The following is a 24,314-nucleotide window of genomic DNA, read 5'->3' as shown; positions in this document are numbered from 1 at the left end:
GTGGTGACGGGCCCGTCGGCGGGAGGGCGCTCGGTCAGAGACCGGCGGCCTTCTTGGCCATCGCGGACTTCTTGTTCGCGGCCTGGTTCTTATGGATGACGCCCTTGCTCACGGCCTTGTCGAGCTTGACCGAGGCGGCCTTGAGGGCCTCCCTGGCCTCGTCGGCCTTGCCTGCGTCCGCGGCCTCGCGGAACTTGCGGATCGCCGTCTTGAACTCGGACTTGACCGCCTTGTTGCGCTCGGTCGCCGCGCGGTTGGTCTTGATCCGCTTGAGCTGGGACTTGATGTTCGCCACTGGTTCGTACGCTTCCTGTCGGGTCGATGTGTGCCGTTAGAGGGCGGCAGACGCACGTCGGGACCGGGCGTGGGGCACCCGTGGTGGACGTGCGCTGGATGGAGCTGTCGTGCGCGCACGACCTGGGCGCGCACGCAAGGGGCAAGGCTACCAGCGGCGCCCGCGGCCGGCCAAAACGCCGGGGGCCGGGGGCCCCACGTCATCCGCGGTTGCGGGCGTGCTGGCCGCAGATCGTCAGGACGCACCGCTCGACGGCGTACACCGGGTCCCGGCCTCCTCCCTTGACCTCGAAGTCGGCCGCCGCGACCGCCTGGATGCAGACCGCGAGCGCGTCGGCGCTCCACCCGCCGAGGACGCGCCGGGCCTTGTCGACCTGCCACGGCGCGAGGCCGACCTCGCGGGCGATGTCGGCCGAGCGGCCGCGCCCGGCGGCGCCGACCTTGACGAGCTGGCGCACCTGTTGGGCGAGCACCGCGACGATGGGCACCGGGTCGACGCCGACGGCGATGGCGTGGCGCAGCAGGCGCAGCGCCTCACCGGCGTCGCCGGCCATGGCGGCGTCGGCGACCCGGAAGCCGGTGGCCTCGACCTTGCCCCCGTGGTAGACGAGGACGACCCGCTCGTCGATGACGCCCGTGGTGTCGTCGACGAGCTGCTGACAGGCGGCGGCGAGCTCGCGCAGGTCCTTGCCGACGGCCTCGACGAGGGCGTGGACCGCCTCGGCGGTGGCCTTGCGGCGGGCCCGGCGGAACTCGTTGGCCGTGAAGTCGGTCTTGTCGCGGTCGCTCTTGACCGCCGGTGCGTCGACGACCCGGGCCCCGGCGCCGCGCACCGTGTCGAGGACCTTCTTGCCCCGGGCGCCGCCCTTGTGGAGGACGACGAGGTGGTGGTCGGGCTCGGGGTCGGCGCCGAGGAGGGCGAGGAGGTCGCTTTGGAGGTCGTCGCCGGCCTCGTCGACGTCGTGGACGACGATGCACTTCGCACCGCCGAACAGCGACGGGCTCGCGTGGAGGACGAGCTCGCCGGGCTGGTAGGCCGCGGCGTACAGGCGGACGACCTCGAGGTCGGGGTGGGCGACCCTGAGCTCGTCGACGGTGGCGTCGACGGCACGCTCGGCGAGCAGCCCCTCGGGCCCGCTGACGAGGACGTACGGCGGCACCCGGTGCGGCACCCCCACCACGCCGTCGCTCATGCCGCCATCGTGCCACGCACCGGTGACGCCCGGGTCGGCCGATCCCTCAGCCGAAGGTGAGGGTCGGGCCCTGCCCGGGCTCGAGGCCGAGGCCGGCGAGGCGGGCCGCCACGGCGTCGGGCGCGCGCTCCATCGACTCCGCGAGCTCGTCGACGGTGAGGCCGAGCTCGATGCCGTCGCGCAGCTCCTCGTCGTCCTGGGCGGTCCACGACTCGCCCTGCGTGACGGCCGTGCGCGAGGACTCCGGGGGCGGGGGCGCCTCGGCGACGGGCCGCTCGTCCGGGGCGGGCGTGGCGCTGGTCGCGCCCCTCGCGGTGTCGCCGGCCGGGGCTGCGACGGCGCCGGTGAGGCCGCGCAGGGCGGGTTCGGCCACCGGCAGCGGCGGCGGGGCCGTCTCGTCGAGGCGCCTCAGCGCCGCGAGGACCATGGCCCGGTCGGCCGTCGGCCAGAACGGCGGGAGCGAGCGCTGGAGGAAGCCCGCGTAGCGCGCCGTCATCATCCGGTTGTCGAGGAACGCGACGACGCCACGGTCGTCGGACCGGCGGATGAGCCGGCCGGCGCCCTGCGCGAGACGGAGGGCGGCGTGCGTCGCGGACACCGCCATGAACCCGTTGCCGCCCATCCGGGCGATCGCCTGGGAGCGGGCCGATGCGAGCGGGTCGTCGGGCCGCGGGAACGGGATCCGGTCGATGATGACGAGCTGGCACGAGCTGCCGGGGACGTCGACGCCCTGCCACAGGGAGAGCGTGCCGAACAGGCAGGTGCGCGGGTCGCGCGCGAACTGCCGCACGAGCGTGCTGATCTGGTCCTCCCCCTGGCACAGGACCGCGAGGTCCCCGTCGAGGTCGGCGAGCCGCTCGCGCATCGCCTCGGCGGCCTCACGGGCGGCCCGCATCGACGAGAAGAGCCCGAGGGTGCGTCCGCCGGCGGCCCGCACGAGGGCCTCGATCTCGTCGAGGGTCTCGGTGGCGAGGCCGTCGCGACCGGGCGCCGGCAGGTGCTGGGCGACGTAGGCGATGCCCTGCTTCGGGTAGTCGAAGGGGCTGCCGACGTCGAGCCCGCGCCAGGCGGGCGAGCCCTCGCCGCGCAGGCCGATCGTGCCGGCCACCGCGTCGAACGAGCCGCCGAGCTCGAGGGTGGCGCTCGTGAGGATGACGGTGCGCTCGTCGAACACCTTGTCGCGCACCAGCATCGCCACGCTCATCGGCGCGACCCGCAGCACCGGCCCGCGGCGCGGGTCGCGGCTGAGCCACACGACGTCGAGGTCGCGCTCCTCGAGGATGCGAGAGGCGTTCTCGAACACCTCGTCGACGGCGGCCCGCGCGACCTGCCGCCCGCCGTCGGGCTCCTCGCCATGCTGCGGCTTGAGCTCGCTCTGCACCGCGCGGGCGGTGTCGCGGACCCGCGCGAGCGCCGTCGCGAGGGAGTCGGGGATGCCGGTCGTGAGCCGGCCCTCGGGCGCGGGGTCCAGGACGGACTCGAGGAGGTCGGCGGCCTCGTCCATCGTGGATGACGATTCGGCCTGTCTCCCAGCCCTCTTCGCCGCCGCGCGGATCATCCCGGGAGTGAGCTCGTCGGTGATCGTCGAGGTGACGCGGTCGACGAGCTCGTGCCCCTCGTCGACGACGAGGACGTCGTGCTCGGGCAGCATCTGCCGGCCCTCGAAGGCGTCGATGGCCATGAAGGAGTGGTTCGTGACGATGACGTCGACGTCGCGGGCCGCCTCGCGCGAGCGCTCCACGAAGCACTCGCCGACCATCGGGCAGCGGCTGCCGAGGCACTCCTCGGCCGAGACCGACACCTGCCGCCAGGCCCGCTCGGAGACACCTGGGACGAGCTCGTCGCGGTCGCCGGACTCGGTGACCTCGGCCCACTGGCGCAGGCGGACGACCTCCTGCCCGAGCCGGGACGCCTGCTGGTCGACGTCGCCCACGGTGAGGAGGGAGTCGGTGTCGTCGTCGGGGAAGCCGCCCTCGAGCTTGTGGGCGCACAGGTAGTTGCGGCGGCCCTTGACGAGGGCGTAGGTGGGCCTCCGGCCGACGAGGGGCTCCAGCGCCTCCGCGAGACGCGGCATGTCGCGGTCGACGACCTGGGCCTGGAGGGCGAGGGTCGCGGTGGCGACGACCGTCGGGGTGCCGGTCTCCATGGCGTGCCGGACGGCCGGGACGAGGTAGGCGAGGGACTTGCCGGTGCCGGTGCCGGCCTGGACGAGGAGGTGCTCGCCGGTCTCGATCGCGTCGGCGACCGCGTGCGCCATCTCGACCTGGCCGGGGCGCTCGGTGCCCCCGACCCCCCCGACCGCGGCGTGGAGCAGCTCGTCGACGGTCGGCACCCGTGCAGCCTAGGCGCTCCGCCCGCCCGGCCCGCGGCGCCGTCCCCAGCCCGCCCTGCCACCCCTCCCCCGCGTCGTGTGCCCAGGTGGTCGCCGGAGCGGCCACCTCGGCACACGACGCGAGGAGGATGGGGCGGACGTTGCGTATCGCGCGCCCCGTTGCGACTCGCGCTTCGCATTCTCTTGTCGCGCCCCCGGCACCCTGCCACGATGGCGGCTGTGACCACCACCACGACGTCAACGCCGACCCACACCCAGCCGGTCCCGCCCGACATCGAGATCGCCGAGACAGCGGAGCTGACCCCGATCGTCGACCTCGCCCGCGACACCCTCGGGATCGACCCGGCCGCGCTGGTCCCCTACGGCCACACCAAGGCCAAGATCTCCCTCGAGTACGTCCGCAGCCTGGCCGACCGCCCCGAGGGCCGCCTCGTCCTCGTCACGGCCATCTCCCCCACCCCGGCGGGCGAGGGCAAGACGACGACCTCCGTCGGGCTCGCCGACGCCCTCACCTCCCTCGGCGAGAAGGCCGTCGTGGCGCTGCGCGAGCCGTCGATGGGCCCGGTGTTCGGCATCAAGGGTGGCGCGGCCGGGGGCGGCTACGCGCAGGTCGTGCCGATGACCGACATCAACCTCAACTTCACCGGCGACTTCGCGGCCGTCGCCGCGGCGAACAACCTCCTCGCGGCGATCCTCGACAACCACGTCCACCACGGCAACGCCCTCGGCATCGACACCCGCACGGTCACGTGGAAGCGCGTCGTCGACCTCAATGACCGGGCCCTGCGCGACGTCGTCGTCGGGCTCGGCGGGGTCGCGAACGGGGTGCCGCGCGAGGACGGCTTCGACATCGTTGTCGCGTCCGAGGTCATGGCGATCCTCTGCCTCGCCACCTCGATCTCCGACCTCAAGGAGCGCCTCGGCAACGTCGTCGTCGGCTACACGCGCGACAAGCGGCCGGTCACGGCGCGCGACCTCAAGGCGCACGGCGCCATGACCGTCATCCTGCGCGACGCCCTGGCCCCCAACCTCGTCCAGACGCTCGAGCACACCCCCGCGATGATCCACGGCGGCCCGTTCGCCAACATCGCGCACGGCTGCAACTCGGTGATGGCGACCCGCACGGCCCTCCGGCTCGCCGACTACGTCGTCACCGAGGCGGGCTTCGGGGCCGACCTGGGCGCCGAGAAGTTCATCGACATCAAGTGCCGGACCTCGGGGCTGCGGCCGTCCGCGGTGGTCGTCGTCGCGACGGTGCGCGCGCTGAAGTACCACGGCGGCACGGCGGTCGCCGACCTCAAGGAGGAGTCGGTCGAGGCGCTCACCGACGGGATGGCCAACCTGCGCCGCCACCTGCGCAACGTCCGGGACGTCTACGGGCTGCCGGCCGTCGTCGCCCTCAACCGCTTCCCCACCGACACCGACGCCGAGGTCCGGGCCCTCCTGGGCCTCGTCGAGGCCGAGGGCTTCCGGGCGTTCGAGGCCACGCACTACGCCGACGGTTCGGCCGGGGCGCGCGAGCTGGCCCGCGGCGTCCTCGACGTCATCGAGAACAGTCCCGGCGAGATGCAGCTCGTCTACCCCGACGACCTCTCCCTCGCCGAGAAGGCGGAGGCCGTGGCGACCCGGGTCTACGGCGCCGCCGGGGTGACCTTCGACGCCAAGGCGGCCAAGCGGCTCGCGGCGATCGAGGCCGAGGGCTTCGGCCACCTGCCGGTCTGCATGGCGAAGACGCAGAGCTCGTTCTCCACGGACCCGACCCTGCGTGGTGCTCCCGTCGACCACACGGTCCACGTCCGCGAGGTGCGCCTCGCCGCGGGTGCCGGGTTCGTCGTCATGGTGACCGGCGAGATCATGACGATGCCGGGGCTGCCGAAGGTCCCGGCCAGCGAGCACATCGACGTCGACGAGGACGGCCGCATCATCGGCCTCAGCTGAGTCCCCACTTTCCCGCCTGATGCCGGAACCTTCGGTGGGGCACCCCGAACTTCGGGGTGCCCCACCGAACCTTCTGGCATCAGGCGGGAAAGTTGTGGCGGTCCCTAGACTTCGGGCATGGACCCGGTCCGGTTGCTCCGTGTGCTCCGCGTGCTCGCCACCGCCCTCCTCGCGGTCGCCCTCGGCCAGGCGGGCTTCGGGTCGGGGCTGGTCGCGACGCTCGTCGACCCGCCGCGGAGCGAGACCCTCGAGGTCGCGCACTCGGTCAACGCCTGGGCCGTCCTCGTGGCGGTCGTCGTGTGCGTCGTCGCCTCGGTGCGCTACCGACGCGCGGGCGGCCCGGCGTGGCCGCTCTGGTTCGCGCTCGGGATCCTCGCGGCGGCGGTGCTGCAGGTGACCCTCGGCAGCCTCGAGGTCGTCGGCGCCCACGTGTTCCTCGGCGTCCTCCTGCTGTGCGCGGTCACGACGTACACCTCGTACCTGTACCGCCACGAGCCGGTGGCAGCGGCCGCTCCCTGACTCAGGCGCGGCCGTCGGCGACCATCGGCCGCCCGTCGAGCCGCCGCGCCATGACGACGCTGTCCCGGTCGTCGCCCGGCGCCACCCGGATGACGCCCGGCAGGCGGCCCACCTCGACGTACCCGCACGTCTCGTAGAAGCGCGTCGTGCCGAGGCCGCTGCGCACGTCGAGGACGACGACCTCGACGCCCTGCTCACGCGCCGCCCGGTGCATCGCCCCCATGAGGAGGCGCCCGAGGTTGCGCCCGCGCAGCCCGGGGTCGGTCATGACCCGGTAGGCGGTGCGGGTGTGGCCGAGCATCGGGTTGCGGTCGGCGACCCAGAAGCCCGCCCCGACGACCCGGCCGTCGGGCCGGCGGAGGAGGACGAGCGTCGTCGTGCCGTCGGCCATCCCCTCCTCGTGGACCGCCAGCGCCTGCGCGACGTCGGAGCGCGGCGCCCCGGGGAGGAAGCCGACCGCGCCGCCGTCGTCGTTGACCGCGCACCAGAGGTCGAGCAGCGACTCGCGGGTCTCCTCGTCGAGCCAGTCCCGGGCGGAGGTGCGCGGGGCCCTCAGGACGGTCGACGAGCCCGACCCCGACGGGCCCTCCTCGACCTCGCCCACCGGCTCGAGCCCGGCCGCCAGGGCTGCCCGCGCCGACGGCTCGTCCAGCCCGCGCGCCCGGGCGACGACCGGGAGGTCGGGGAACCACTCGATGGCGTGGGCCACCCAGCCGCGCGCAGCCTCCCTCCCCAGCCCGCGGCCGCGGGTGTCGAGCGCCAGCCGGTAGGAGAGGTCGAGGACGTCCTCGCCCCCGACGTCGCGGCGCCGCAGCCCGCCCATGCCGATGCCGGCCCGCGAGCTCGACTCCTCGACGACGCCGTAGTCGAAGCCGGTGTCGGTCCAGCGCCGCAGGCAGTCGTCGAACTCCCCCCAGGCCTGCTCGTCGGTCGCCGGCACCGCCCAGGGGGCGTGTGGGGAGAGGGCCGGGTCGCGGTGCAGCCGGACCCAGAGTGAGCGGTCGCCCGAGGACGGCGGGCGCAGGGTGAGGCGGCTCGTCACGATCTCCCGCGGGCCCGGCACGCCAGCGACGGTACCGCCTGGCTCAGCGGTACTCGGGGTTCGGGTGATCGGTCTTCGACAGGTCCCAGTTCGTGGTCACGTTGCCGTGCGCCGGGAGGCCGCCCGCGTCCTTGAGCCGCCGGGCCGTGTGGAGCATGTTCCACGCCGCGAACACCGTGTTCCGGGTCGTCCAGTGGTTCTGCGCGCCGCGGTCGTCGTCGAGGTAGCTCGGGCCCGGGCCGGCCTCCCCGTTCCAGTACGTGTCGGCCTGCGGCGGGATCGTGAACCCGATGTGCGACAGGGCGTAGAGCATCTGCGCCGCGCAGTGCTTGCCGCCGTCCTCGTTGCCGGTGATGACGACGCCGCCGACCTTGCCGTAGTAGGACCACTGCCCCTTGGCGTTGAGCTCGCCCGACCACCCGTACAGCCGCTCGATCACGAGCCGGGTCTGCGAGGACTGGTCACCGAGCCAGATCGGCGTCGCGAGGACGACGATGTCGGCGGGTTCGACGAGCTCGCGGTAGAGGTCCGGGAAGTCGTCGCGCTCCCAGCCGTGCTCGCGCATGTCCGGCTGGACGCCCGGCGGGATGACGTGGTCGACGGTGCGGACGACGTCGACCCGCGCGCCCACCCCCTCGAGGACGCGCCGCGTCACGGCGAGGAGGCCGTCGGTGTGGCTGACCTCTGGGCTGCGCTTCAGCGTCCCGTTGAGGACGACTGCCCGCAGGTCGGAGAAGCCGGTGGTGTTGGCCGCGATCTCGGCGTCGACGAACCGCTGCACGCTGTCGGGGAGCATCCCGCAAGCGTACGACCGGCCTCCGGGGGTGTCAGGTGCCGAACGGGACGAGGTCGGCGGCGAGGTCGGGGGTGACGCGCGCGGTGAGGCGCGTGCCGTCGGCGAGGTGCTCGCTGCCGAGGACCTCCCCCGTCTCGTGGATCCGGCTCACGAGGTCGCCGCGGTCGTAGGGCACGAGCACGTCGACGTCGACATCGGGCTGGGGCAGCTCGTCGGCGATGAGGGCGCGCAGCGCGTCGAGCCCCTCGCCCGTGCGGGCCGAGACGATGATCGAGTGCTTCTCGTGGCGGCGCAGCCGGTCGAGGACCTCGGGGTCGGCGGCGTCGGCCTTGTTGACGACGACGACCTCCCGGACGTCGGTGGCGTCGACGTCGGCGAGGACGGCGCGCACCGCCGAGATCTGGCCCTCGGGGTCGGGGTGCGACCCGTCGACGACGTGGAGGAGCAGGTCGGACTCGGCGACCTCCTCGAGCGTGGACCGGAACGCCTCGACGAGCTGGTGCGGCAGCTGCCGGACGAACCCGACGGTGTCGGCGAGGGTGTACAGGCGGCCGTCGGGGGTCTCCGCGCGGCGCACGGTGGGGTCGAGGGTGGCGAAGAGCTGGTTCTCGACGAGGACGCCCGCTCCGGTGAGCCGGTTGAGCAGGCTCGACTTGCCGGCGTTCGTGTAGCCCGCGATGGCCACGCTCGGCACGGCGTTCTGGCGCCGCCCCCCGCGCTTGGTGTCGCGGACCGTCTTCATCTCCTTGATCTCGCGGCGGAGCTTGGCGATGCGGCTGTTGATCCGCCGGCGGTCCAGCTCGATCTTCGTCTCACCCGGGCCGCGCGAGCCCATGCCCTGGCCGCCCGCGGCCTGGCCACCGGCCTGCCGCGACATCGACTCGCCCCAGCCGCGCAGGCGCGGCAGGAGGTACTGGAGCTGGGCGAGCTCGACCTGCGCCTTGCCCTCCCGGCTCTTCGCGTGCTGGGCGAAGATGTCGAGGATGAGGGCCGTGCGGTCGATGACCTTGACCTTGACGACGTCCTCGAGGGCACGCCGCTGGCTCGGGGCGAGCTCGGTGTCGCAGACGACGGTGTCGGCGCCCTCCGCGATGACGATGTCCCGCAGCTCCTCGGCCTTGCCCTTGCCGAGGTAGGTGGCCGGGTCGGGGTTGGCGCGCCGCTGGACGACGCCGGCGAGGACCTCCGAGCCGGCGGTCTCCGCGAGGGCGGCGAGCTCGCGCATCGAATTCTCGGCGTCGGCGAGGGTGCCCTCGGACCACACGGAGGCGAGGACGACGCGCTCGAGCCGCAGCTGGCGGTACTCGACCTCGGTGACGTCCTCGAGCTCGGTGGAGAGCCCGGAGACACGCCGGAGCGCGGCGCGCTCCTCGCGGTCGAGCTGGTCGCCGTCGTAGGAGGCCTCGTCGTCCAGCACGAAGCCGGCGTCGTCGAACGCCGCGTCGTCGAGGATCTGGTGGTCGGCGAGCGCCTCGGCCCGCCCGGACAGGATGTGTCGTGCAGTCATGTTCTCCCTAGGGTCTCATCGAGGAACGCCCACGGGCGAACGGATTCTTCCGCGGCGCCGCTAGCGTGGGCCCCGCCATGAGCGACCACGACCACTACTTCACGGCCTCCCCCGCGAGCGCCGACGAGCGCCGGCCGCTGCGGGTCCACCTCGCCGGGCTCCCCGTCGACGTCGAGGTCGCCGGTGGCGTCTTCTCCCCCGGCGGGCTCGACAAGGGCACGGCCGTGCTCTTCGACGAGGTCCCCGCCCCGCCGCCCTCGGGCACGTTCGTCGACCTCGGCTGCGGGTGGGGGCCGGTCGCCCTCACCCTCGGCCTGCTCGCGCCCGGGGCCGACGTCTGGGCCGTGGACGTCAACGAGCGCGCCCTCGACCTCACCCGGCGCAACGCGGCGGCGCTCGGCCTGGACCGCGTCCGAGCGGTGACGGCCGAGGAGGTCCCCGCCGACCTGCGCGTCGACCTCCTGTGGTCCAACCCCCCGATCCGGGTCGGCAAGGCCGTCCTCCACGCCCTGCTGCGGGCGTGGCTGCCCCGCCTGGCACCGGGCGGCGAGGCCTTCCTCGTCGTGCAGAGGAACCTCGGCTCGGACAGCCTCCAGCGGTGGGTCACCACCGAGCTGGCGCTGCCCTGCGAGCGTCACGCGTCGAGCCGGGGCTTCCGGGTGCTGCGGGTCACGGGTCCGGGGTGACGACCATCGCCGACCCGCCGCCTCGGCGCGTGGTCGGCTCGGCCGCCGCCGTGTAGCGGTTCGGCCCGAGCACCCGGATGGCGGTCGCCGCCCCGATCTCGGCGGTGCGCGCCAGCCGGTGGCCGAGGGCGGTGAGGGCGGCCCCGGTCGGCCCGTCGGCGATGGCCGGCTCGGCCTGCTCGGTGGCCCCGTTGCGGCTGGACAGGCGCGGCGCCGCGACGGCGTCCCCCACGGACAGGCCTCGCTCGTAGTGCCCCAGGACGATCTGCGCGACCGTCGTGATGATCGTCGCGCCACCGGGGCTGCCGGCGACGAGCTCGAGCGTGCCGTCGTCGACGACGAGGGTGGGCGACATCGACGAGCGCGGACGCTTGCCCGGACCGGGGAGGTTCGGGTCGGGGACGGTCGCCGACGCCGGGGCGAAGCTGAAGTCGGTCAGCTCGTTGTTGAGGATGAAGCCCCAGCCGGGGACCGTGATGCCGGAGCCGCCGGTCGCCTCGATGGTCGAGGTGTAGGCGACGGCGTTGCCCCACCGGTCCACGACGGACAGGTGCGTCGTCGAGACGTCGTCGTGCGCGAGCGTGCCGGAGGCGGTGCCCTCCGCGCACTCGGCGTAGTCGCCGTCGGGGCTGCCGAAGGGGACCGGCCGCGGAAGGGCCGCGGTCGCGCTGAACAGGCAGGCCCGCTCGTCGGCGTAGGCCTGCGAGAGCAGCTCGCCCGTCGGGACGCCGGGGACGTCGCCGACGTAGCGGTTGCGGTCGGCGAAGGCCGTCGCCGACGCCTCGGAGAACCGGTGGAGGTACTGGACCTCGTCGACCTCGGACGTGGGGGTGCCGGTGCGCTCGTCGTACGCCTCGATGAGGTTGAGGATCTCGCCGACCGCGATGCCGCCGCTGCTGGGCACCGGCATCCCGTAGACGTCCTTGCCCCGGTACTGCGAGTGCACCGGGTCCTTGTCGAGGGCGCGGTAGGCCGCCAGGTCCTCGGCCGTCATCTGGCCCCTCGGCACGGTGACCCCGGGCGCGGTGCTCGGGTCGCGGACCTCGGCGACGACCGCCTCGCCGAGCCGGCCGCCGTACAGGCTGTCGACCCCGCGGGTGCGCAGCTCGCGGTAGGCCCCCGCCATGTCGGGGTTGCGGAACACCGAGCCGACGGCGGGCGGGGCGCCCCCGGGGAGGAACACCCGCACGGTCTCGGGGAACTTCGCGAAACGGGCGGCGTTGGCAGCCGTCTGGTCGTGGAAGGTCTGGTCGACGACGAAGCCGCGCAGCGCGATCCGCTCGGCCGGCTTGAGCAGCTCGCCGAGGCCCTGGGTGCCCCACCGCTGCGCCGCACGCTCCCACGTGGCCGGGGTGCCGGGGACCCCGACGGACAGGCCGGAGTCGACGACGGTGGCGAAGGGGTACGGGGTGCCCGTGGCGGGGTCGACGAAGGTCGTCGACGTGTACGTCGCCGGCGCGGTCTCGCGGCCGTCGATCGTCGAGACCTCGCCGGTCGCGCCGTCGCGGTGGACGAAGAAGCCGCCCCCGCCGATGCCCGTCGAGTACGGCTCGGTGACCCCGAGCGCGGCGGCGGTGGCGATGGCGGCGTCCGTGGCGTTGCCACCGGCCTCGAGGACGTCGATGCCGACCTGGCTCGCGACCGGGTCGACCGAGGCGACCGCGCCGTCGGACCCCGTCATCACCGCGACCTTGGGGAGCTCGTGGCCGACGGGCGGCGGACCGGGCCTGGCCGCTGCCGGCCCGGCCGGCCCGGCCGGAGCGGCCGTCGAGGTGGGGGCGGTGGCGCCCAGGGCCGCGACGACGCCGAGGGCGACACCGGCGGCCAGGCGGGTGCGGGAGGTGCGGATGGTACGGACGGTGCGTGAGGTCCCCATCCGGGCACGGTAGGACCGTGCGGGCGAGCCGTGCGCTTTCGTGACGCCCCGGTCGCCGAGCGGTCAGTCGGGCAGGACGGCGAGCGGCACGGTGCCGTCGCCGACGAGGACCGCCGGACCGGCGAGCTCGACCCCGTGGTCGGGCAGGAGCCGCACGGTGAGCCGGCCCCCGGGGACGTCGACCGTCCACGTCGACCCGGCGTCGAGCGAGCCGGCCCAGAAGCTCGTGGCGATGGCGGCCGCGCACGCGCCGGTGCCGCACGAGCGGGTCTCGCCGACCCCGCGCTCGTGGACCCGCATCGCGACGTGGCCCGGTCCGAGCGGCCGGACGAGCTCGACGTTCGTGCCGTGCGGCGGGCGCGGGTTGACGACGGGCGCGCGGGTGAGGTCGAGGGCGTCGAGGTCGACCTGCTCGGGCAGCGCGACGACGGTGTGCGGGTTGCCGAGGTCGACCGACAGGGCCGAGAAGGGCTCGTCGTCCTCGTCGGCGTCGCCCAGCACGACGAGCGCGTCGAACCCCCGGCTCTCGGCCGTCGCCGCGTCCGACAGGCGCCACGGCCCGAGGTCGACGGCGAACTGCTCGCCCTCGAGCCGGACCTGCTTGGTTCCGGCCCGCGTGGCGATGGCGAAGGTGTCGGCGGTCTCGAGCCCCTCACGGCGCAGGTACGCGGCGAAGACCCGCGTGCCGTTGCCGCACATCTCGGACAGGCTGCCGTCGGCGTTGCGGTAGTCCATGAACCACCGTGCCGCCGCGGACTGCTCGCGCACCGCGGGGTCCTCGGCGGCCTCGGTCGGCGCGACCCGGATGACGCCGTCACCGCCGATGCCGGCACGTCGGTCGGCGAGGGCGGCGGCGCGGGCGGCGGTGAGGCCGAGGACGCCGTCGAGGTCGGGCACGAGGACGAAGTCGTTCTCGGTCCCGTGGCCCTTGGTGAAGGCGAGCCGGTCAGCCATGCGCCCCATCGTCCCACCTCCCCCGTCGCGCGGCCGCACCCGCCTCCTCGACGAGGGCCTCGGCCCGGTCGACGAGGTCGGGGTCCCGGGCGTCGAGCCAGTGGACCCGCGGGTCGGCCCCGAACCACGACTCCTGGCGGCGGACGAGGCGACGGGTGCGGAGCGCGGTGTCGACGACGGCCTCCTCGACGGTGGCCGTGCCGTCGATGACGGCCAGCGCCTGGGCGTAGCCGACGGCCCGGCTCGCCGTGCGTCCCTCCCGCAGGCCGAGGTCGACGAGGGCGCGGGTCTCCTCGACGAGGCCGGAGTCGAACATCCGCCGGGTCCGGCGCTCGATGCGCCGGTCGAGCCCCTCGCGGTCGGTGCGCAGGCCGAGGAGCAGCGTCGGCCGCAGCGACTCGCGCGTCGGCATCGTGGCACTGAACGGGCGACCGGTGAGCTCGACGACCTCGAGGGCGCGCACGATGCGCCGGGTGTTGCGGGGCTCGATCGCCTCGGCGGCGGCGGGGTCGACCGCCCGGAGCTCGTCGAGCAGGGCGGCCGTGCCCTCGGCCCCCGCCCGCTGCTCGAGCCGGCGCCGGACGTCGGGGTCGGTCGGCGGGATGTCGAGCCGGTCGAGGAGGGCGCGGACGTAGAGGCCCGACCCGCCGACGACGAGCGGGACCTTCCCCCGCCCGAGGACGGCGTCGAGGTCGGCGCGGGCGTGTCGCTGGTAGCCCGCGACCGTCGCCTCCTCGGTGACGTCGAGGACGTCGAGCTGGTGGTGGGGGACGCCCTCGCGCTCCTCCGGGGTCAGCTTGGCCGTGCCGACGTCCATCCCGCGGTACAGCTGCGAGGCGTCGGCGCCGACCACCTCACCGCCGAGCCGGTGCGCGAGCGCGACGCCGAGGTCGGACTTGCCGGTGGCCGTGGGGCCGACGACGGCGACGACGAGCGGCAGACCCCGGGCCGCCGAGGTCGCGAGCGCCTCCTCGAGGGGATCCGTGCCGTCAGTCGGCACGCTCCTCCTCGGGGGTGTCGTCGTCGTGGCCGAACGGGTCGCGGTCCTCGCCGGGCATCCACGTCAGGCCCGGCGTGCCCCAGCCGTGGGCGGCGACGGCCTTCTTCGCCTTCTTGGCCCACTTGCCGCCGAGGCGGTCGACGTAGAGGAACCCGTTGAGGTGGTCGTACTCGTGCTGGAGCATCCGCGCGAACCAGCCCGTCGCCTCGTAGCGCAGCTCGCGGCCCTCGAGGTCCAGCCCGGTGAGGACGGCGGTCTCGCCACGGCGCAGGGGGAAGGACTCGCCGGGCACTGACAGGCAGCCCTCGACCTCGTCGTGCGGGTCGGGGTCGCCGGGAGGCGGCTTGCTCGACGTCAGGTACGGGTTGATGACGACCCCGCGCGGCGGGATGGCGTCGTCGTTCGCGAGCTGCCAGGTGAAGATCCGCAGCCCGACACCGACCTGCGGCGCCGCGAGCCCCACACCGCGCGCGGCGTCCATCGTCTCGTACATGTCGGCGACGAGGCTGCGGACCTCGTCGTCGATGACCTCGACGGGACGGGATCGCTGGTGGAGGACGGGTTCACCGGTGATGACGACGGGTCGCACGGCCATGCCCGGGATTCTTCCAGAGGGCGCGGGGCTGCCGACGCAGGCGGTGACCGGACGCCCGGACGCCCGGGCTCGCCCCGCGCCTATGCTCGCGTCGTGGACCCCGTCATCGTCCTCGTCGGTCCCGAGCACGGCGACCACCTCCTCGACGAGTTCGGCCGCTACGGCCGCGACTACGACTGCCGATGCGTCCGCACGGCCGCCGAGGCCGACGCCCTCATCGAGGCGGTCCTCGGCGAGGGCGGGCGCGTGCCGCTCGTCGTCACCGAGTCGGTGCTGCCGGACGCCGACACCTACGAGGCGCTCGCCCGGTGGCGCTCGCTCGTCCCCACCTCCCGCCGCGTCGTCGCCGCCCACTGGTCGCGCTTCCTCACCGACGCGCCCCTGCTGCGCCACGGGCTCGCGAAGGGCAAGTACGACGCCTTCCTCCTCATGCCGCGTGGGCGGCGCGACGAGGAGTTCCACGGCGCCATCGGCGAGCTGCTCTCCGACTGGGGCGCGACCGTGCCCGACCCCGAGGTCGACACCGTCCGCGTCGTCGCCCCGAGCCGCGACGCCCTCACCCAGGCCGTGTGCGACTTCCTCGAGCGGATGGGGATGCCGCACCACGTCTACGCGCCGGACAGCGAGCAGGGTCGGGCGGTCCTCGCCGAGGCCGGGCCCGACCCCTCGTTCCCCGTCGTGCAGCGGGTCGACGGGGAGACGTTCTCCCCCACCCGGGTCCGCGACGTCGCCCTGCGCGTCTTCGGCCGGACCGGCACCGACACCTCCGGGGTCGTCGACGTCGCCGTCGTGGGCGCCGGCCCCGCCGGGCTCGCCGCGGCCGTCTACGCGTCCTCCGAGGGGCTGTCCACGGTCGTCCTCGAGGCCGAGGCCGTCGGCGGCCAGGCGGGGACGTCCTCGATGATCCGCAACTACCTCGGCTTCCCGCGGGGCATCTCCGGGATGCGCCTCGCGCAGCGGGCCCGCAACCAGGCGATCCGGTTCGGCACGACCTTCCTCACCGGCTGGGAGGTCGACCGCCTCGCGCCGGGCGCCGACGGCGAGCCCCACCTGCTGCACACCGACGACGGCGGCGAGGTGCGGGCCCGCTCGGTCGTCATCGCGGGCGGGGTCAGCTACCGCCGGCTGCGCGTCCCGGGGGTCGAGGAGCTCGTCGGCCTCGGTGTGCACTACGGCAGCGCGATGAGCGCGGCACGGGAGCTCGAGGACGCCGACGTCGTCATCATCGGCGGCGGCAACAGCGCCGGGCAGGCCGCGGTGCACCTGTCGCGGTTCGCCCGCAGCGTGACGATCGCCATCCGCCGGGAGAGCCTCCAGCCGACCATGTCGAGCTACCTCCTCGGCGAGCTGGCCTTCAACCCGCGGGTCACCGTGCGGCCGTGCACCGAGGTCGTCGGCGCCGGGGGCGACGGCCGCCTCGACTGGCTGGACCTGCGCGACACGCGGTCGGGCGCGGTCCAGCGGGTCGACTGCCGGGGGCTGTTCCTGCTCCTCGGCGCCGAGCCCCGCTGCGACTGGCTCCCCGCGGAGGTCGCCCGCGACGAGCGGGGGTTCGTCCTCACCGGGCGCGACGTCCCGGCCGAGCACTGGGCGGGCGAGATCCCGCCCGCGAACCTCGCGACGACGGTGCCCGGGGTGTTCGCGGTCGGTGACGTCCGGGCCGGCTCGATGAAGCGGGTCGCGGCCGCGAGCGGCGAGGGAGCGTCGGTCGTGCCGCTCATCCACGCCTGGCTGGAGCCGGGTCCGGCCACCCGCTGACCTGCCGGAACGCGCGCGAGAACGCTTCCGCCGCAGGTTCCGTCAGCCGTGCGCACCACACCGTCGTCGTCCGTTCGGCCCATTGTCCGTCCACGGTCGCGCGAAGGGTGGGCAAAGGCGTCGGGGCACCCTAGAGTCGTTCTCGCAGGGGGTTTCTCGATGAAAAGGAACTCCAGCCATGCCTCGTCAGAAGCCCGCCATCCCGTTCTGCTCGGTCACCCCGTTCGACCCGGCACCGCTGTGGGCGGCCGCTCACGCGGCCCACGTCGACTCCGTCATCCCGGCTCGCAACCGCCGCCGCGCGATGCTCGTCACGGCCTCGGTGGCCGTCACCCTCGAGGCGGCCGCCGCACTCGCCCTCAACCTCGTGTGACGACCTCGGGGCCGGTGCTCCGTCGTCCGTCGCCGAGCAGGTCGGCCGTTCGGTCACCATCCCGGCGATGCCCGACGGGGCGTCGTGCCACCGCCCTACGGTGAGATCTCTCGCCCCTCACGGAAGGGACACCTCGATGGCCCACTACCACTCCGGGCTCCCGCCGCTCGACCTCGAGCCGTTCGACCCGACCCCGCTCTGGGCCGCGACCAACTCGCCGCAGCGCGAGAAGGAGCGGACCCGTCAGCGCTCGCGCCGCTTCGTCGCCTGGGTGGCGGCCGGGCTCACCGCAGCTGCCGGCCTCGCCACCGCTGCCGCCGTCGTCCTCCTCGGCTGAGCCGGGCCGGACACGCTCCTCGGCTCAGGCCGAGCAGACGGGGGTCTGGGCCGGACGTGCCGCGGGCACGCCGACCGTCGGGATCCCCAGCGACACCGGCGGCTTCCCCGGCACCGCGGCATCCTGGAGCCGCTCCCAGGCATCGCCGCCGGCCGTCCGCCGCACCGCATACGCACCACCGCGCACACCGCTGTCGGCGACGAGGTGGTGGGGGGCTCCGTAGGTGACACCGACGGTCACGGCATCACCGGGGCGGGGGCGCTCGGCCCCGTCGGGAACCGCGACGTGGACGAGCCGGTTGTCCTTCGCCCGGCCGCTCAGCCGGGCGGTCTCGCCGTCCTTGCGCCCCTCGCCGGGCGCGACGAGGACCTCGACCTCACGGCCCTCGAGGCGCCGGTTCTCGGCCCACGACACCTGCTCCTGGAGGGCGATGAGCCGGTCGAACCGCTCCTGGACCACGGCCTTCGGGACCTGGCCGTCCATCGTCGCCGCGGGGGTCCCGGGGCGGATCGAGTACTGGAACGTGAACGCGCTGGAGAAGCGCGACGCCTCGACGACCCGCAGGGTCTCGGCGAAGTCCTCCTCGGTCTCACCGGGGAACCCCACGATGAGGTCGGTCGTGATCGCCGCCTCGGGCATCGCGGCCCGGACCCGGTCGATGATCCCGAGGAAGCGCTCGCTGCGGTAGCTGCGGCGCATCGCCTTGAGGATGCGGTCGGACCCGGACTGCAGCGGCATGTGCAGGCTCGGCATGACGTTGGGGGTCTCGGCCATCGCGGCGATGACGTCGTCGGTGAAGGCCGCGGGGTGGGGGCTGGTGAACCGGACACGCTCCAGGCCCTCGACCTCGCCGCAGGCGCGGAGCAGCTTGCCGAACGCGAGCCTGTCGCCGAACTCGACGCCGTAGGTGTTGACGTTCTGGCCGAGCAGGGTGATCTCGACGACCCCCTGTGCGACGAGCGCCTCGATCTCGGCGAGGACGTCGCCGGGGCGGCGGTCCTGCTCCTTGCCGCGCAGGCTCGGGACGATGCAGAACGTGCAGGTGTTGTTGCAGCCCACCGAGATCGACACCCACCCGGCGAACGCCTGGTCGCGCCGGGTCGGCAGGGTCGAGGGGAAGGTCTCGAGCGACTCGAGGATCTCGACCTCGGCGCGCCTGTTGTGGCGGGCGCGGTCGAGGAGCGCGGGCAGGCTGCCGATGTTGTGCGTCCCGAAGACGACGTCGACCCACGGGGCCCGCTGGACGATGGTCTCGCGGTCCTTCTGCGCCATGCACCCGCCCACGGCGATCTGGAGGTCGGGGTTCGCGGTCTTCGCGGGGCGCAGCTGGCCGAGGTTGCCGTACAGCTTGTTGTCGGCGTTCTCGCGGACCGCGCACGTGTTGAAGACGACGACGTCGGCCACCGCGGGCCGGGTCTCCCGCGGCACGCTGGCGAGGTCGACGTAGCCGGCGGTCTCGAGCAGGCCGGCGAGTCGCTCGGAGTCGTGGACGTTCATCTGGCACCCGTGGGTGCGCACGTCGTAGGTCTTCGGTGCAGTCATGGCGTCGTCAAGGGTAAGCCGAGCGGCGGGGTGCCACGGACTCCGACCGCGCGGCCCGCGCGACGTCGGGCCCTCAGGGCGCGGCGTCGACCTTCCGGACGGCGCACGTCTCGCACCACTCGACGTCGTTCCCCCCGTCCTCCGCGCTGCCGGCCGCGTCCTTCTCCCAGAGCGTCTGCACGATCCGCGGCGACACGACGACGGGGTCCTCCACGGCACAGCAGTCGCGTCGGGAGTGGAGGAACAGGTGCCCGCCCCGGCGCTCGGTCGAGTAGTGCTCCGCGCCGGGCGACCTCAGCTCCCAGGTGACCCCGTCGCGGGTGACCGTGTTCAGGTTCATGCCCTGCTCCTCTCCAGGCGCGTGGCCGTCCCGACGATTGTGGCGCGCCCCGGCGCGGGTTGTCAGCCACCGCGGGCGTTCAGGCGAGGCGGGTGATGGCGACCCCGACCTCGAGGGTGGCCGCGGCGCGTCCGGAGTAGATGCCCTTGAACGGCGGGACGTCCTCGTAGTCGCGGCCCCGGGCGACGACGACGTGGTCGGTGGAGACCTCGGTGCCGTTGGTCGGGTCGACCGGGACCCAGCCGTCGTCCCAGAACTCGACCCAGGCGTGGCTCTCGCCGGTGCTCGTCTCGCCGACCGCCATGTCGCGCTTCGGGACGAGGTAGCCCGAGACGTAGCGCGCCGGGACCCCGAGGCTGCGCAGCGCCCCGATCGTCACGTGGGCGAAGTCCTGGCAGACCCCGGCGCGTTCGATCCAGGCGTCCTCGCCGCGGCTGTGCACCCCGGTGACCCCGCGCTGGTAGCGCATCTGCTCGCGCACGAGCCGGGAGAGCTCGGTGGCGGCCGCGTGGGGGGTGTCGAGCCCACGGACGGCGTCGGCGAGGTCGCCGATGCCGGCCCCGGGGCGGGTGCGCGCCGACATCATGAGCCACTCGTAGCTGCGGTCCTGCACGGCGTCGTCGTGGACGGCGTCCCAGCCGAGGACGGGCTCGTGCGGCTCGGTGGGGGTGCGCTCGACCGTGGAGATCGCCTCGATGTCGAGGCGCCCGTGCTCGGCGAGGGACTCCATCGCCATGACGTGGGTCCCCCAGTGGTCCCGGTAGACGTGGCTCCACGTCATCGGGCGGATGCGGATCCGGTTCTCCAGGGTCGTCTGGCCCGGCTCGTTGAGCGGCGTCATCCGCAGCTCGTTGTGCGCGGCCCGGACACCGCCGTCGTAGGACAGCGACGTCGTGTGGACGATCCGGTAGCGGCGCATCACAGCACGCCGTCCCGGGTCCACGTCGTCAGCGGGCCGGACTGGAAGTACCGCCCGGCGATCGCGTGCGACGCGGCCATGACCGCCGACTGGACCCGCAGCATCTGGGCCGGGAGGTCGCTGATCGTGTCGGCGGTGGCACGGAACTCCAAGGAGGTGCGGATCCGGCCGAGCTGGCGGCGGGCCTCGTCGGAGACGCCGATCCGCTCCTCATGAGGGGGCGACAGCGCGGCGAGTCGGCGTTCGGCCTCCGAGAGCGCGAAGAACACCGACCGCGGGAACTCGCGGTCGAGGACGAGGAACGCGGCCGCCGCGTCGTCGGACAGCAGCCCCCGCTGGCTGCGCATGAACGCCTGCTGCGCACCGCAGCTGGAGAGGACGACCGACCACGGCGCCCCACCGCGGGGCATCGCCCCCGTGGCGACGAGCCGGGCCGTCATGTCGGCGCGCTCGAGGCTGCGGCCGAGGACGAGGAAGTCCCACGCCTCGTCGTGGCTCATCGTCGAGTCCGCGATGCCGCTGACGAGGGCCGCCCGTTCGCGGGCCCATGACAGGTGGCGCTCGGTGGCGAGCGTGCGCCCGAAGCCGTTCCACCGGTGCCACGTCGTGTTGATCGCCTCCCACAGCTCGGTCGAGAGCGTCTCGCGGGCGCGGCGGGCGTTCTCCCGCGCGGCGAACCACGCGCCGGTGATCGAGCTGGCGTTGGAGCGGTCGAAGACGAGGGCGGTGCTGACGTCCGCGAAGGTCGCCTCGCCCTCCCACGGCAGGCCCATGATGACGCTGAGCGCGGTGCGCGAGGCCGCGGCCTCGTCGGCGCCCGGGTCCTCGAGGAGCTGCAGGCGCAGCACGTCGACGATGCGGGCCGTCCCGTCGGCGCGCTCGGTGTACCGGCCGATCCAGAACAGCGACTCGGCGATGCGGCTCAGCACGGGCCCGCCTCCGCCCCACCGGTGCTCGCCTGCTGCTGCTGTTGCTGCTGGGCCCGCATGGAGTCCTCGTGGGAGGCCGTGGGGGCGCTCATGACGACGACCTCGCGGTTGTCGGGGAGGCGTGAGGGCGCGTTGGGTCCGGGCCGCCGGTCGGAGAGCACCCAGGTGTCCTTGCTGCCGCCGCCCTGGCTGGAGTTGACGACGAGCTCGCCCTCGGGGAGCGCGACCCGGGTCAGGCCCCCGGGGAGGACCCGGACCTTCTCGCCGTCGTTGACCGCGAACGGGCGCAGGTCGACGTGGCGTGGTGCGAGGTGGCCGTCGATGAACGTCGGCACGGTCGACAGCTGGACGACGGGCTGGGCGATCCAGCCGCGCGGGTCGGCGGCGAGCTGGTCGCGGAGCCGGTCGAGGGTGGCCCCGTCGGCCTTCGGCCCGACGACGAGGCCCTTGCCGCCGGAGCCGTCGACCGGCTTGACGACCATCTCGTCGAGGTGGTCCAGGACGTGGGCGAGGGCCCCGGCCTCCGCGCACCGGAAGGTGTCGACGTTGCCGAGGATCGGGTCCTCGTCGAGGTAGAAGCGGATGAGCTCGGGCAGGTAGGAGTAGATGAGCTTGTCGTCGGCGACCCCGTTGCCGACCGCGTTGGCGACGGTGACCCGGCCGCTGCGCATCGCCGAGACGAGGCCGGCGACCCCGAGCACCGAGTCGCCGTGGAAGTGCACGGGGTCGAGGAACTCGTCGTCGACCCGGCGGTAGATGACGTCGACGGGCCGGTCCCCCGTCGTCGTGCGCATCCGGACCTGGCCGCCGACGCAGACGAGGTCGCGGCCCTCGACGAGCTCGACGCCCATCATCCGGGCGAGCAGCGCGTGCTCGAAGTACGCGGAGTTGAACACCCCGGGGGTGAGGACGACGACGGTCGGGTCGCTCGCGCCGTCGGGGGCGGCGGCGCGCAGGGCCGACAGGAGCATGCGCGGGTAGTCGTGGACCGGCCGGATCCGCATCGTCGCGAACGCCTCGGGGAAGACGTTGGCCATGGCCCGCCGGTTCGCGATGACGTAGCTGACGCCCGACGGGACGCGGACGTTGTCCTCGAGGACCCGGAAGGTGCCCTCCTCGTCCCGGATGAGGTCGACGCCGCTGACGTGGACCCGGACGCCGTTCGCGGGCCGGATGCCCATGACGGCGCGGTGGTAGTGCTTCGAGCTCGCGACGAGCCGCCACGGGATGACCCCCTCGTGGACGGCTCGGGGGATCTCGCCCTCGCGCGAGTAGATGTCGTCGAGGAAGGACTCGAGCGCGGTGACGCGCTGGACCACCCCGGACTCGATGACCGACCACTCGTGGGCGGAGATGACCCGCGGCACGGCGTCGAGCGGGAAGGGCCGCTCCTCCCCCGCGTAGTCGAACGTGACGCCCTGGTCGAGGTAGGACCGGGCGAGGGTGTCGGCGCGCTCCTTGAGCGTCTGGCCGGTCATCGCCCGCAGGGTGTGGAAGACCGGCTTGTACGCGGTGCGCGGGGCGCCGGGCTCGCTGAGCATCTCGTCCCACGCCGCGCCGAGCCGGTAGTCGTCGAAGAGGCTGCTGCCCGCCTCGGCGCCGTGCTCGCTCACGGGACGAACCTAGGGGCAGCGCGTGAACCTGTCATCACCGCTGTGTCACCGGCAGGTTTCGGGCCCCCCGCGCCCTCGGGGGCTCAGTCGCGCTGGTGCTCGGGGGCCTCGCGGACGGCCTCGCGGACGACCCGCATCGCCAGCTCGGAGCCGTAGCCCTTGCGGGCGAGCAGGCCCGCGAGGCGCCTGGTCTGGACGAGCGGGTCGAGGCCGTGCATCGTGCGGAGCCTCTTCGCGACGAGCCGACGGGCCTGCTCCTCCTCGTCCTCGGGGTCGACGTCGTCGAGCGCGGCGCGGGCCGTCTCGTCGTCGATCCCCTTGCGGCGCAGCTCCTGCGCGAGGGCCCGACGAGCGAGCCCGCGGCCGGCCTGCTGGGAGCGGACGAGCATCCCGGCGTAGCCCTCGTCGTCGACGAGGCCGACCTCCTCCATCCGGTCCAGGACGGCGGCCGCGACGTCGTCGGGGCAGTCCTTGCGCCGCAGCGCCTGGGCGAGCTGGGAGCGCGAGCGCGGGGCCGCGGTCAGCTGGCGCAGGACGATCTGACGGGCCCAGTCGTGGGGGTCGACGGCCTCGCCCCGGGTGCGCGGGTCCGCCTCCGGGTCCTCCGGCGGCGCTCCCGACGACCCCACCGCCCACTCGGGCGGCGGAGTCGTCGAGTCCGCGAACGGCATGCTCGGAGAGGGGGGCTCAGAAGTCGACGGGGACCTCGGGCACGGCCGGCGCGTCGACACGCGGGCCCACCCCGAGCTTGTCCTTGATCTTCTTCTCGAGCTCGTCGGCGAGGTCGGGGTTGTCCTTGAGGAACGCGCGGGCGTTCTCCTTGCCCTGCCCCAGCTGGTCGCCGTCGTAGGTGTACCAGGCCCCGGCCTTGCGGACGAAGCCGTGGTCGACACCCATGTCGATGAGGCCGCCCTCGCGGGAGATGCCCTGCCCGTAGAGGATGTCGAACTCGGCCTGCTTGAACGGCGGGGAGACCTTGTTCTTGACGACCTTGACGCGGGTGCGGTTGCCGACCGGGTCGGTGCCGTCCTTGAGGGTCTCGATGCGCCGGACGTCGAGGCGGACCGACGCGTAGAACTTCAGCGCCTTGCCGCCGGTCGTCGTCTCGGGCGAGCCGAACATCACGCCGATCTTCTCGCGGAGCTGGTTGATGAAGATCGCGGTCGTGCCCGTGGTGTTGAGGGCGCCGGTGATCTTCCGCAGCGCCTGCGACATGAGGCGGGCCTGGAGGCCGACGTGGCTGTCGCCCATCTCGCCCTCGATCTCGGCGCGGGGCACGAGCGCCGCGACCGAGTCGATGACGATGATGTCGAGGGCGCCGGAGCGGATGAGCATGTCGGCGATCTCGAGCGCCTGCTCGCCCGTGTCGGGCTGGGAGACGAGGAGCGCGTCGATGTCGACACCGAGCTTCTTCGCGTACTCGGGGTCGAGGGCGTGCTCGGCGTCGATGAACGCCGCGATGCCACCGGCCCGCTGCGCGTTCGCCACGGCGTGGAGGGCGACGGTCGTCTTGCCCGAGGACTCGGGGCCGTAGATCTCGACGACCCGGCCACGCGGCAGGCCGCCGATGCCGAGCGCGACGTCGAGGGCGATCGACCCCGTGGGGATGACCTCGATCGGCGGGCGGACGTCGTCGCCGAGGCGCATGACCGCGCCCTTGCCGTGCTGCTTCTCGATCTGGGCCATCACCGAGGAGAGGGCCTTGTCCTTCTCCCCACCCGGGGCCGCAGCCAACGGGTTGGGCATCACGCTTCCGCGGGTACCAGCCATG

General features: G+C 74.0%; 23 protein-coding genes. 6 read left to right on the top strand and 17 right to left on the bottom strand.

All coding sequences use genetic code 11. The features are described 5' to 3' along the window. Nucleotides 1-34 precede the first annotated feature (34 nt). From rpsT to ACK8HX_RS14030, 3 genes are all read right to left on the bottom strand, one after another. The gene (gene rpsT, locus ACK8HX_RS14040) at nt 35-295 is read right to left on the bottom strand and encodes a 30S ribosomal protein S20 (protein WP_411941336.1); all 261 of its coding nucleotides are present in this window, start codon (nt 293-295) and stop codon (nt 35-37) included. A gap of 199 nt (nt 296-494) precedes the next feature. Further along, the gene (gene holA, locus ACK8HX_RS14035; protein ID WP_411941335.1) at nt 495-1,487 is read right to left on the bottom strand and encodes a DNA polymerase III subunit delta; all 993 of its coding nucleotides are present in this window, start codon (nt 1,485-1,487) and stop codon (nt 495-497) included. A 46-nt stretch (nt 1,488-1,533) separates the two neighbouring features. After that, complete coding sequence (locus tag ACK8HX_RS14030; protein ID WP_411941334.1) at nt 1,534-3,819, bottom strand: ATP-dependent DNA helicase; 2,286 nt, start codon at nt 3,817-3,819, stop codon at nt 1,534-1,536. Between the two features lie 219 nt (nt 3,820-4,038). Between ACK8HX_RS14030 and ACK8HX_RS14025 the strand changes: the two genes are divergently transcribed. Then, entirely contained in the window at nt 4,039-5,757 is a 1,719-nt protein-coding gene (locus tag ACK8HX_RS14025) for a formate--tetrahydrofolate ligase (protein WP_411941333.1), read from the top strand. Nucleotides 5,758-5,874: 117 nt separating this feature from the next. Then, complete coding sequence (locus ACK8HX_RS14020) at nt 5,875-6,276, top strand: hypothetical protein (protein ID WP_411941332.1); 402 nt, start codon at nt 5,875-5,877, stop codon at nt 6,274-6,276. A gap of 1 nt (nt 6,277) precedes the next feature. On the opposite strand, the gene ACK8HX_RS14015 is transcribed toward ACK8HX_RS14020, so the two are convergent. Genes ACK8HX_RS14015 through hflX form a run of 3 tightly spaced genes read right to left on the bottom strand, consistent with a single transcriptional unit; the run spans nt 6,278 to nt 9,621 of the window. Further along, complete coding sequence (locus tag ACK8HX_RS14015; RefSeq protein ID WP_411941331.1) at nt 6,278-7,339, bottom strand: GNAT family N-acetyltransferase; 1,062 nt, start codon at nt 7,337-7,339, stop codon at nt 6,278-6,280. A gap of 22 nt (nt 7,340-7,361) precedes the next feature. Continuing rightward, a complete protein-coding gene (locus ACK8HX_RS14010) occupies nt 7,362-8,114 on the bottom strand; it encodes a flavodoxin family protein (protein WP_411941330.1) in 753 nt (250 codons plus the stop codon). A 31-nt stretch (nt 8,115-8,145) separates the two neighbouring features. Beyond that, complete coding sequence (hflX, locus tag ACK8HX_RS14005; protein WP_411941329.1) at nt 8,146-9,621, bottom strand: GTPase HflX; 1,476 nt, start codon at nt 9,619-9,621, stop codon at nt 8,146-8,148. Nucleotides 9,622-9,698: 77 nt separating this feature from the next. Between hflX and ACK8HX_RS14000 the strand changes: the two genes are divergently transcribed. Further along, nucleotides 9,699-10,307: a class I SAM-dependent methyltransferase gene (locus ACK8HX_RS14000; protein WP_411941328.1), complete on the top strand. Its 609-nt coding sequence runs from the start codon at nt 9,699-9,701 to the stop codon at nt 10,305-10,307. Here ACK8HX_RS14000 and ggt read toward each other — a convergent pair. From ggt to def, 4 genes are all read right to left on the bottom strand, one after another. Continuing rightward, nucleotides 10,291-12,183: a gamma-glutamyltransferase gene (ggt, locus tag ACK8HX_RS13995; protein ID WP_411941327.1), complete on the bottom strand. Its 1,893-nt coding sequence runs from the start codon at nt 12,181-12,183 to the stop codon at nt 10,291-10,293. The two genes, ACK8HX_RS14000 and ggt, sit on opposite strands and share 17 nt — an antisense overlap. A 63-nt stretch (nt 12,184-12,246) precedes the next feature. Further along, nucleotides 12,247-13,137, bottom strand: coding sequence for a diaminopimelate epimerase (gene dapF / locus ACK8HX_RS13990; RefSeq protein ID WP_411941326.1), 891 nt, complete (start codon nt 13,135-13,137; stop codon nt 12,247-12,249). Continuing rightward, entirely contained in the window at nt 13,130-14,077 is a 948-nt protein-coding gene (miaA, locus tag ACK8HX_RS13985) for a tRNA (adenosine(37)-N6)-dimethylallyltransferase MiaA (RefSeq protein WP_411941374.1), read from the bottom strand. Before miaA ends, dapF begins: the two co-directional genes overlap by 8 nt. A gap of 49 nt (nt 14,078-14,126) precedes the next feature. Next, entirely contained in the window at nt 14,127-14,732 is a 606-nt protein-coding gene (gene def / locus ACK8HX_RS13980; protein ID WP_411941325.1) for a peptide deformylase, read from the bottom strand. 93 nt (nt 14,733-14,825) lie between these two features. Between def and ACK8HX_RS13975 the strand changes: the two genes are divergently transcribed. The 3 genes from ACK8HX_RS13975 (at nt 14,826) to ACK8HX_RS13965 (ending at nt 17,200) form a co-directional block, all read left to right on the top strand. Beyond that, nucleotides 14,826-16,490: an NAD(P)/FAD-dependent oxidoreductase gene (locus ACK8HX_RS13975; protein WP_411941324.1), complete on the top strand. Its 1,665-nt coding sequence runs from the start codon at nt 14,826-14,828 to the stop codon at nt 16,488-16,490. Nucleotides 16,491-16,668: 178 nt separating this feature from the next. Beyond that, complete coding sequence (locus ACK8HX_RS13970; protein ID WP_411941323.1) at nt 16,669-16,863, top strand: hypothetical protein; 195 nt, start codon at nt 16,669-16,671, stop codon at nt 16,861-16,863. A 136-nt stretch (nt 16,864-16,999) separates the two neighbouring features. Continuing rightward, the gene (locus tag ACK8HX_RS13965) at nt 17,000-17,200 is read left to right on the top strand and encodes a hypothetical protein (protein ID WP_411941322.1); all 201 of its coding nucleotides are present in this window, start codon (nt 17,000-17,002) and stop codon (nt 17,198-17,200) included. A gap of 24 nt (nt 17,201-17,224) precedes the next feature. Here the strand turns inward: ACK8HX_RS13965 and miaB are convergent, their stop codons facing one another. The 7 genes from miaB to recA form a co-directional block, all read right to left on the bottom strand. Continuing rightward, the gene (gene miaB / locus ACK8HX_RS13960; protein ID WP_411941321.1) at nt 17,225-18,742 is read right to left on the bottom strand and encodes a tRNA (N6-isopentenyl adenosine(37)-C2)-methylthiotransferase MiaB; all 1,518 of its coding nucleotides are present in this window, start codon (nt 18,740-18,742) and stop codon (nt 17,225-17,227) included. A gap of 73 nt (nt 18,743-18,815) precedes the next feature. Beyond that, nucleotides 18,816-19,082, bottom strand: a complete 267-nt coding sequence (locus tag ACK8HX_RS13955; RefSeq protein WP_411941320.1) for a hypothetical protein — start codon at nt 19,080-19,082, stop codon at nt 18,816-18,818. A 79-nt stretch (nt 19,083-19,161) separates the two neighbouring features. Beyond that, nucleotides 19,162-20,001 (bottom strand): transglutaminase family protein, encoded by an 840-nt coding sequence (locus tag ACK8HX_RS13950; protein ID WP_411941319.1) that lies wholly within the window; start codon nt 19,999-20,001, stop codon nt 19,162-19,164. Then, nucleotides 20,001-20,930 (bottom strand): alpha-E domain-containing protein, encoded by a 930-nt coding sequence (locus tag ACK8HX_RS13945; RefSeq protein WP_411941318.1) that lies wholly within the window; start codon nt 20,928-20,930, stop codon nt 20,001-20,003. Before ACK8HX_RS13945 ends, ACK8HX_RS13950 begins: the two co-directional genes overlap by 1 nt. After that, entirely contained in the window at nt 20,924-22,471 is a 1,548-nt protein-coding gene (locus ACK8HX_RS13940; RefSeq protein WP_411941373.1) for a circularly permuted type 2 ATP-grasp protein, read from the bottom strand. Before ACK8HX_RS13940 ends, ACK8HX_RS13945 begins: the two co-directional genes overlap by 7 nt. A 155-nt stretch (nt 22,472-22,626) precedes the next feature. Beyond that, complete coding sequence (locus ACK8HX_RS13935; protein WP_411941317.1) at nt 22,627-23,214, bottom strand: regulatory protein RecX; 588 nt, start codon at nt 23,212-23,214, stop codon at nt 22,627-22,629. 16 nt (nt 23,215-23,230) lie between these two features. Further along, the gene (gene recA, locus ACK8HX_RS13930; protein WP_411941372.1) at nt 23,231-24,289 is read right to left on the bottom strand and encodes a recombinase RecA; all 1,059 of its coding nucleotides are present in this window, start codon (nt 24,287-24,289) and stop codon (nt 23,231-23,233) included. Between the last annotated feature and the right edge of the window lie 25 nt (nt 24,290-24,314).

The sequence above is a fragment of the Oryzobacter faecalis genome (genome assembly GCF_046764005.1).
In the GTDB taxonomy this organism is placed as follows: Bacteria; Actinomycetota; Actinomycetes; order Actinomycetales; family Dermatophilaceae; genus Oryzobacter; species Oryzobacter faecalis.
Note: the sequence above shows the minus strand (reverse complement) of the source record. Positions and strands in the feature narration are given on the sequence as shown.

Coding starts and splice junctions, on each gene's coding strand:
- hflX (WP_411941329.1), bottom strand. CDS start 9,621: ATGACTGCACGACACATCCTGTCCGGGCGGGCCGAGGCGCTCGCCGAC.
- ggt (WP_411941327.1), bottom strand. CDS start 12,183: ATGGGGACCTCACGCACCGTCCGTACCATCCGCACCTCCCGCACCCGC.
- ACK8HX_RS14000 (WP_411941328.1), top strand. CDS start 9,699: ATGAGCGACCACGACCACTACTTCACGGCCTCCCCCGCGAGCGCCGAC.
- holA (WP_411941335.1), bottom strand. CDS start 1,487: ATGAGCGACGGCGTGGTGGGGGTGCCGCACCGGGTGCCGCCGTACGTC.
- def (WP_411941325.1), bottom strand. CDS start 14,732: ATGGCCGTGCGACCCGTCGTCATCACCGGTGAACCCGTCCTCCACCAG.
- dapF (WP_411941326.1), bottom strand. CDS start 13,137: ATGGCTGACCGGCTCGCCTTCACCAAGGGCCACGGGACCGAGAACGAC.
- ACK8HX_RS13965 (WP_411941322.1), top strand. CDS start 17,000: ATGGCCCACTACCACTCCGGGCTCCCGCCGCTCGACCTCGAGCCGTTC.
- ACK8HX_RS13940 (WP_411941373.1), bottom strand. CDS start 22,471: ATGCTCAGCGAGCCCGGCGCCCCGCGCACCGCGTACAAGCCGGTCTTC.
- ACK8HX_RS13970 (WP_411941323.1), top strand. CDS start 16,669: ATGCCTCGTCAGAAGCCCGCCATCCCGTTCTGCTCGGTCACCCCGTTC.
- ACK8HX_RS13935 (WP_411941317.1), bottom strand. CDS start 23,214: ATGCCGTTCGCGGACTCGACGACTCCGCCGCCCGAGTGGGCGGTGGGG.
- ACK8HX_RS14020 (WP_411941332.1), top strand. CDS start 5,875: ATGGACCCGGTCCGGTTGCTCCGTGTGCTCCGCGTGCTCGCCACCGCC.
- recA (WP_411941372.1), bottom strand. CDS start 24,289: ATGCCCAACCCGTTGGCTGCGGCCCCGGGTGGGGAGAAGGACAAGGCC.
- miaB (WP_411941321.1), bottom strand. CDS start 18,742: ATGACTGCACCGAAGACCTACGACGTGCGCACCCACGGGTGCCAGATG.
- ACK8HX_RS13950 (WP_411941319.1), bottom strand. CDS start 20,001: ATGCGCCGCTACCGGATCGTCCACACGACGTCGCTGTCCTACGACGGC.
- ACK8HX_RS13955 (WP_411941320.1), bottom strand. CDS start 19,082: ATGAACCTGAACACGGTCACCCGCGACGGGGTCACCTGGGAGCTGAGG.
- ACK8HX_RS14010 (WP_411941330.1), bottom strand. CDS start 8,114: ATGCTCCCCGACAGCGTGCAGCGGTTCGTCGACGCCGAGATCGCGGCC.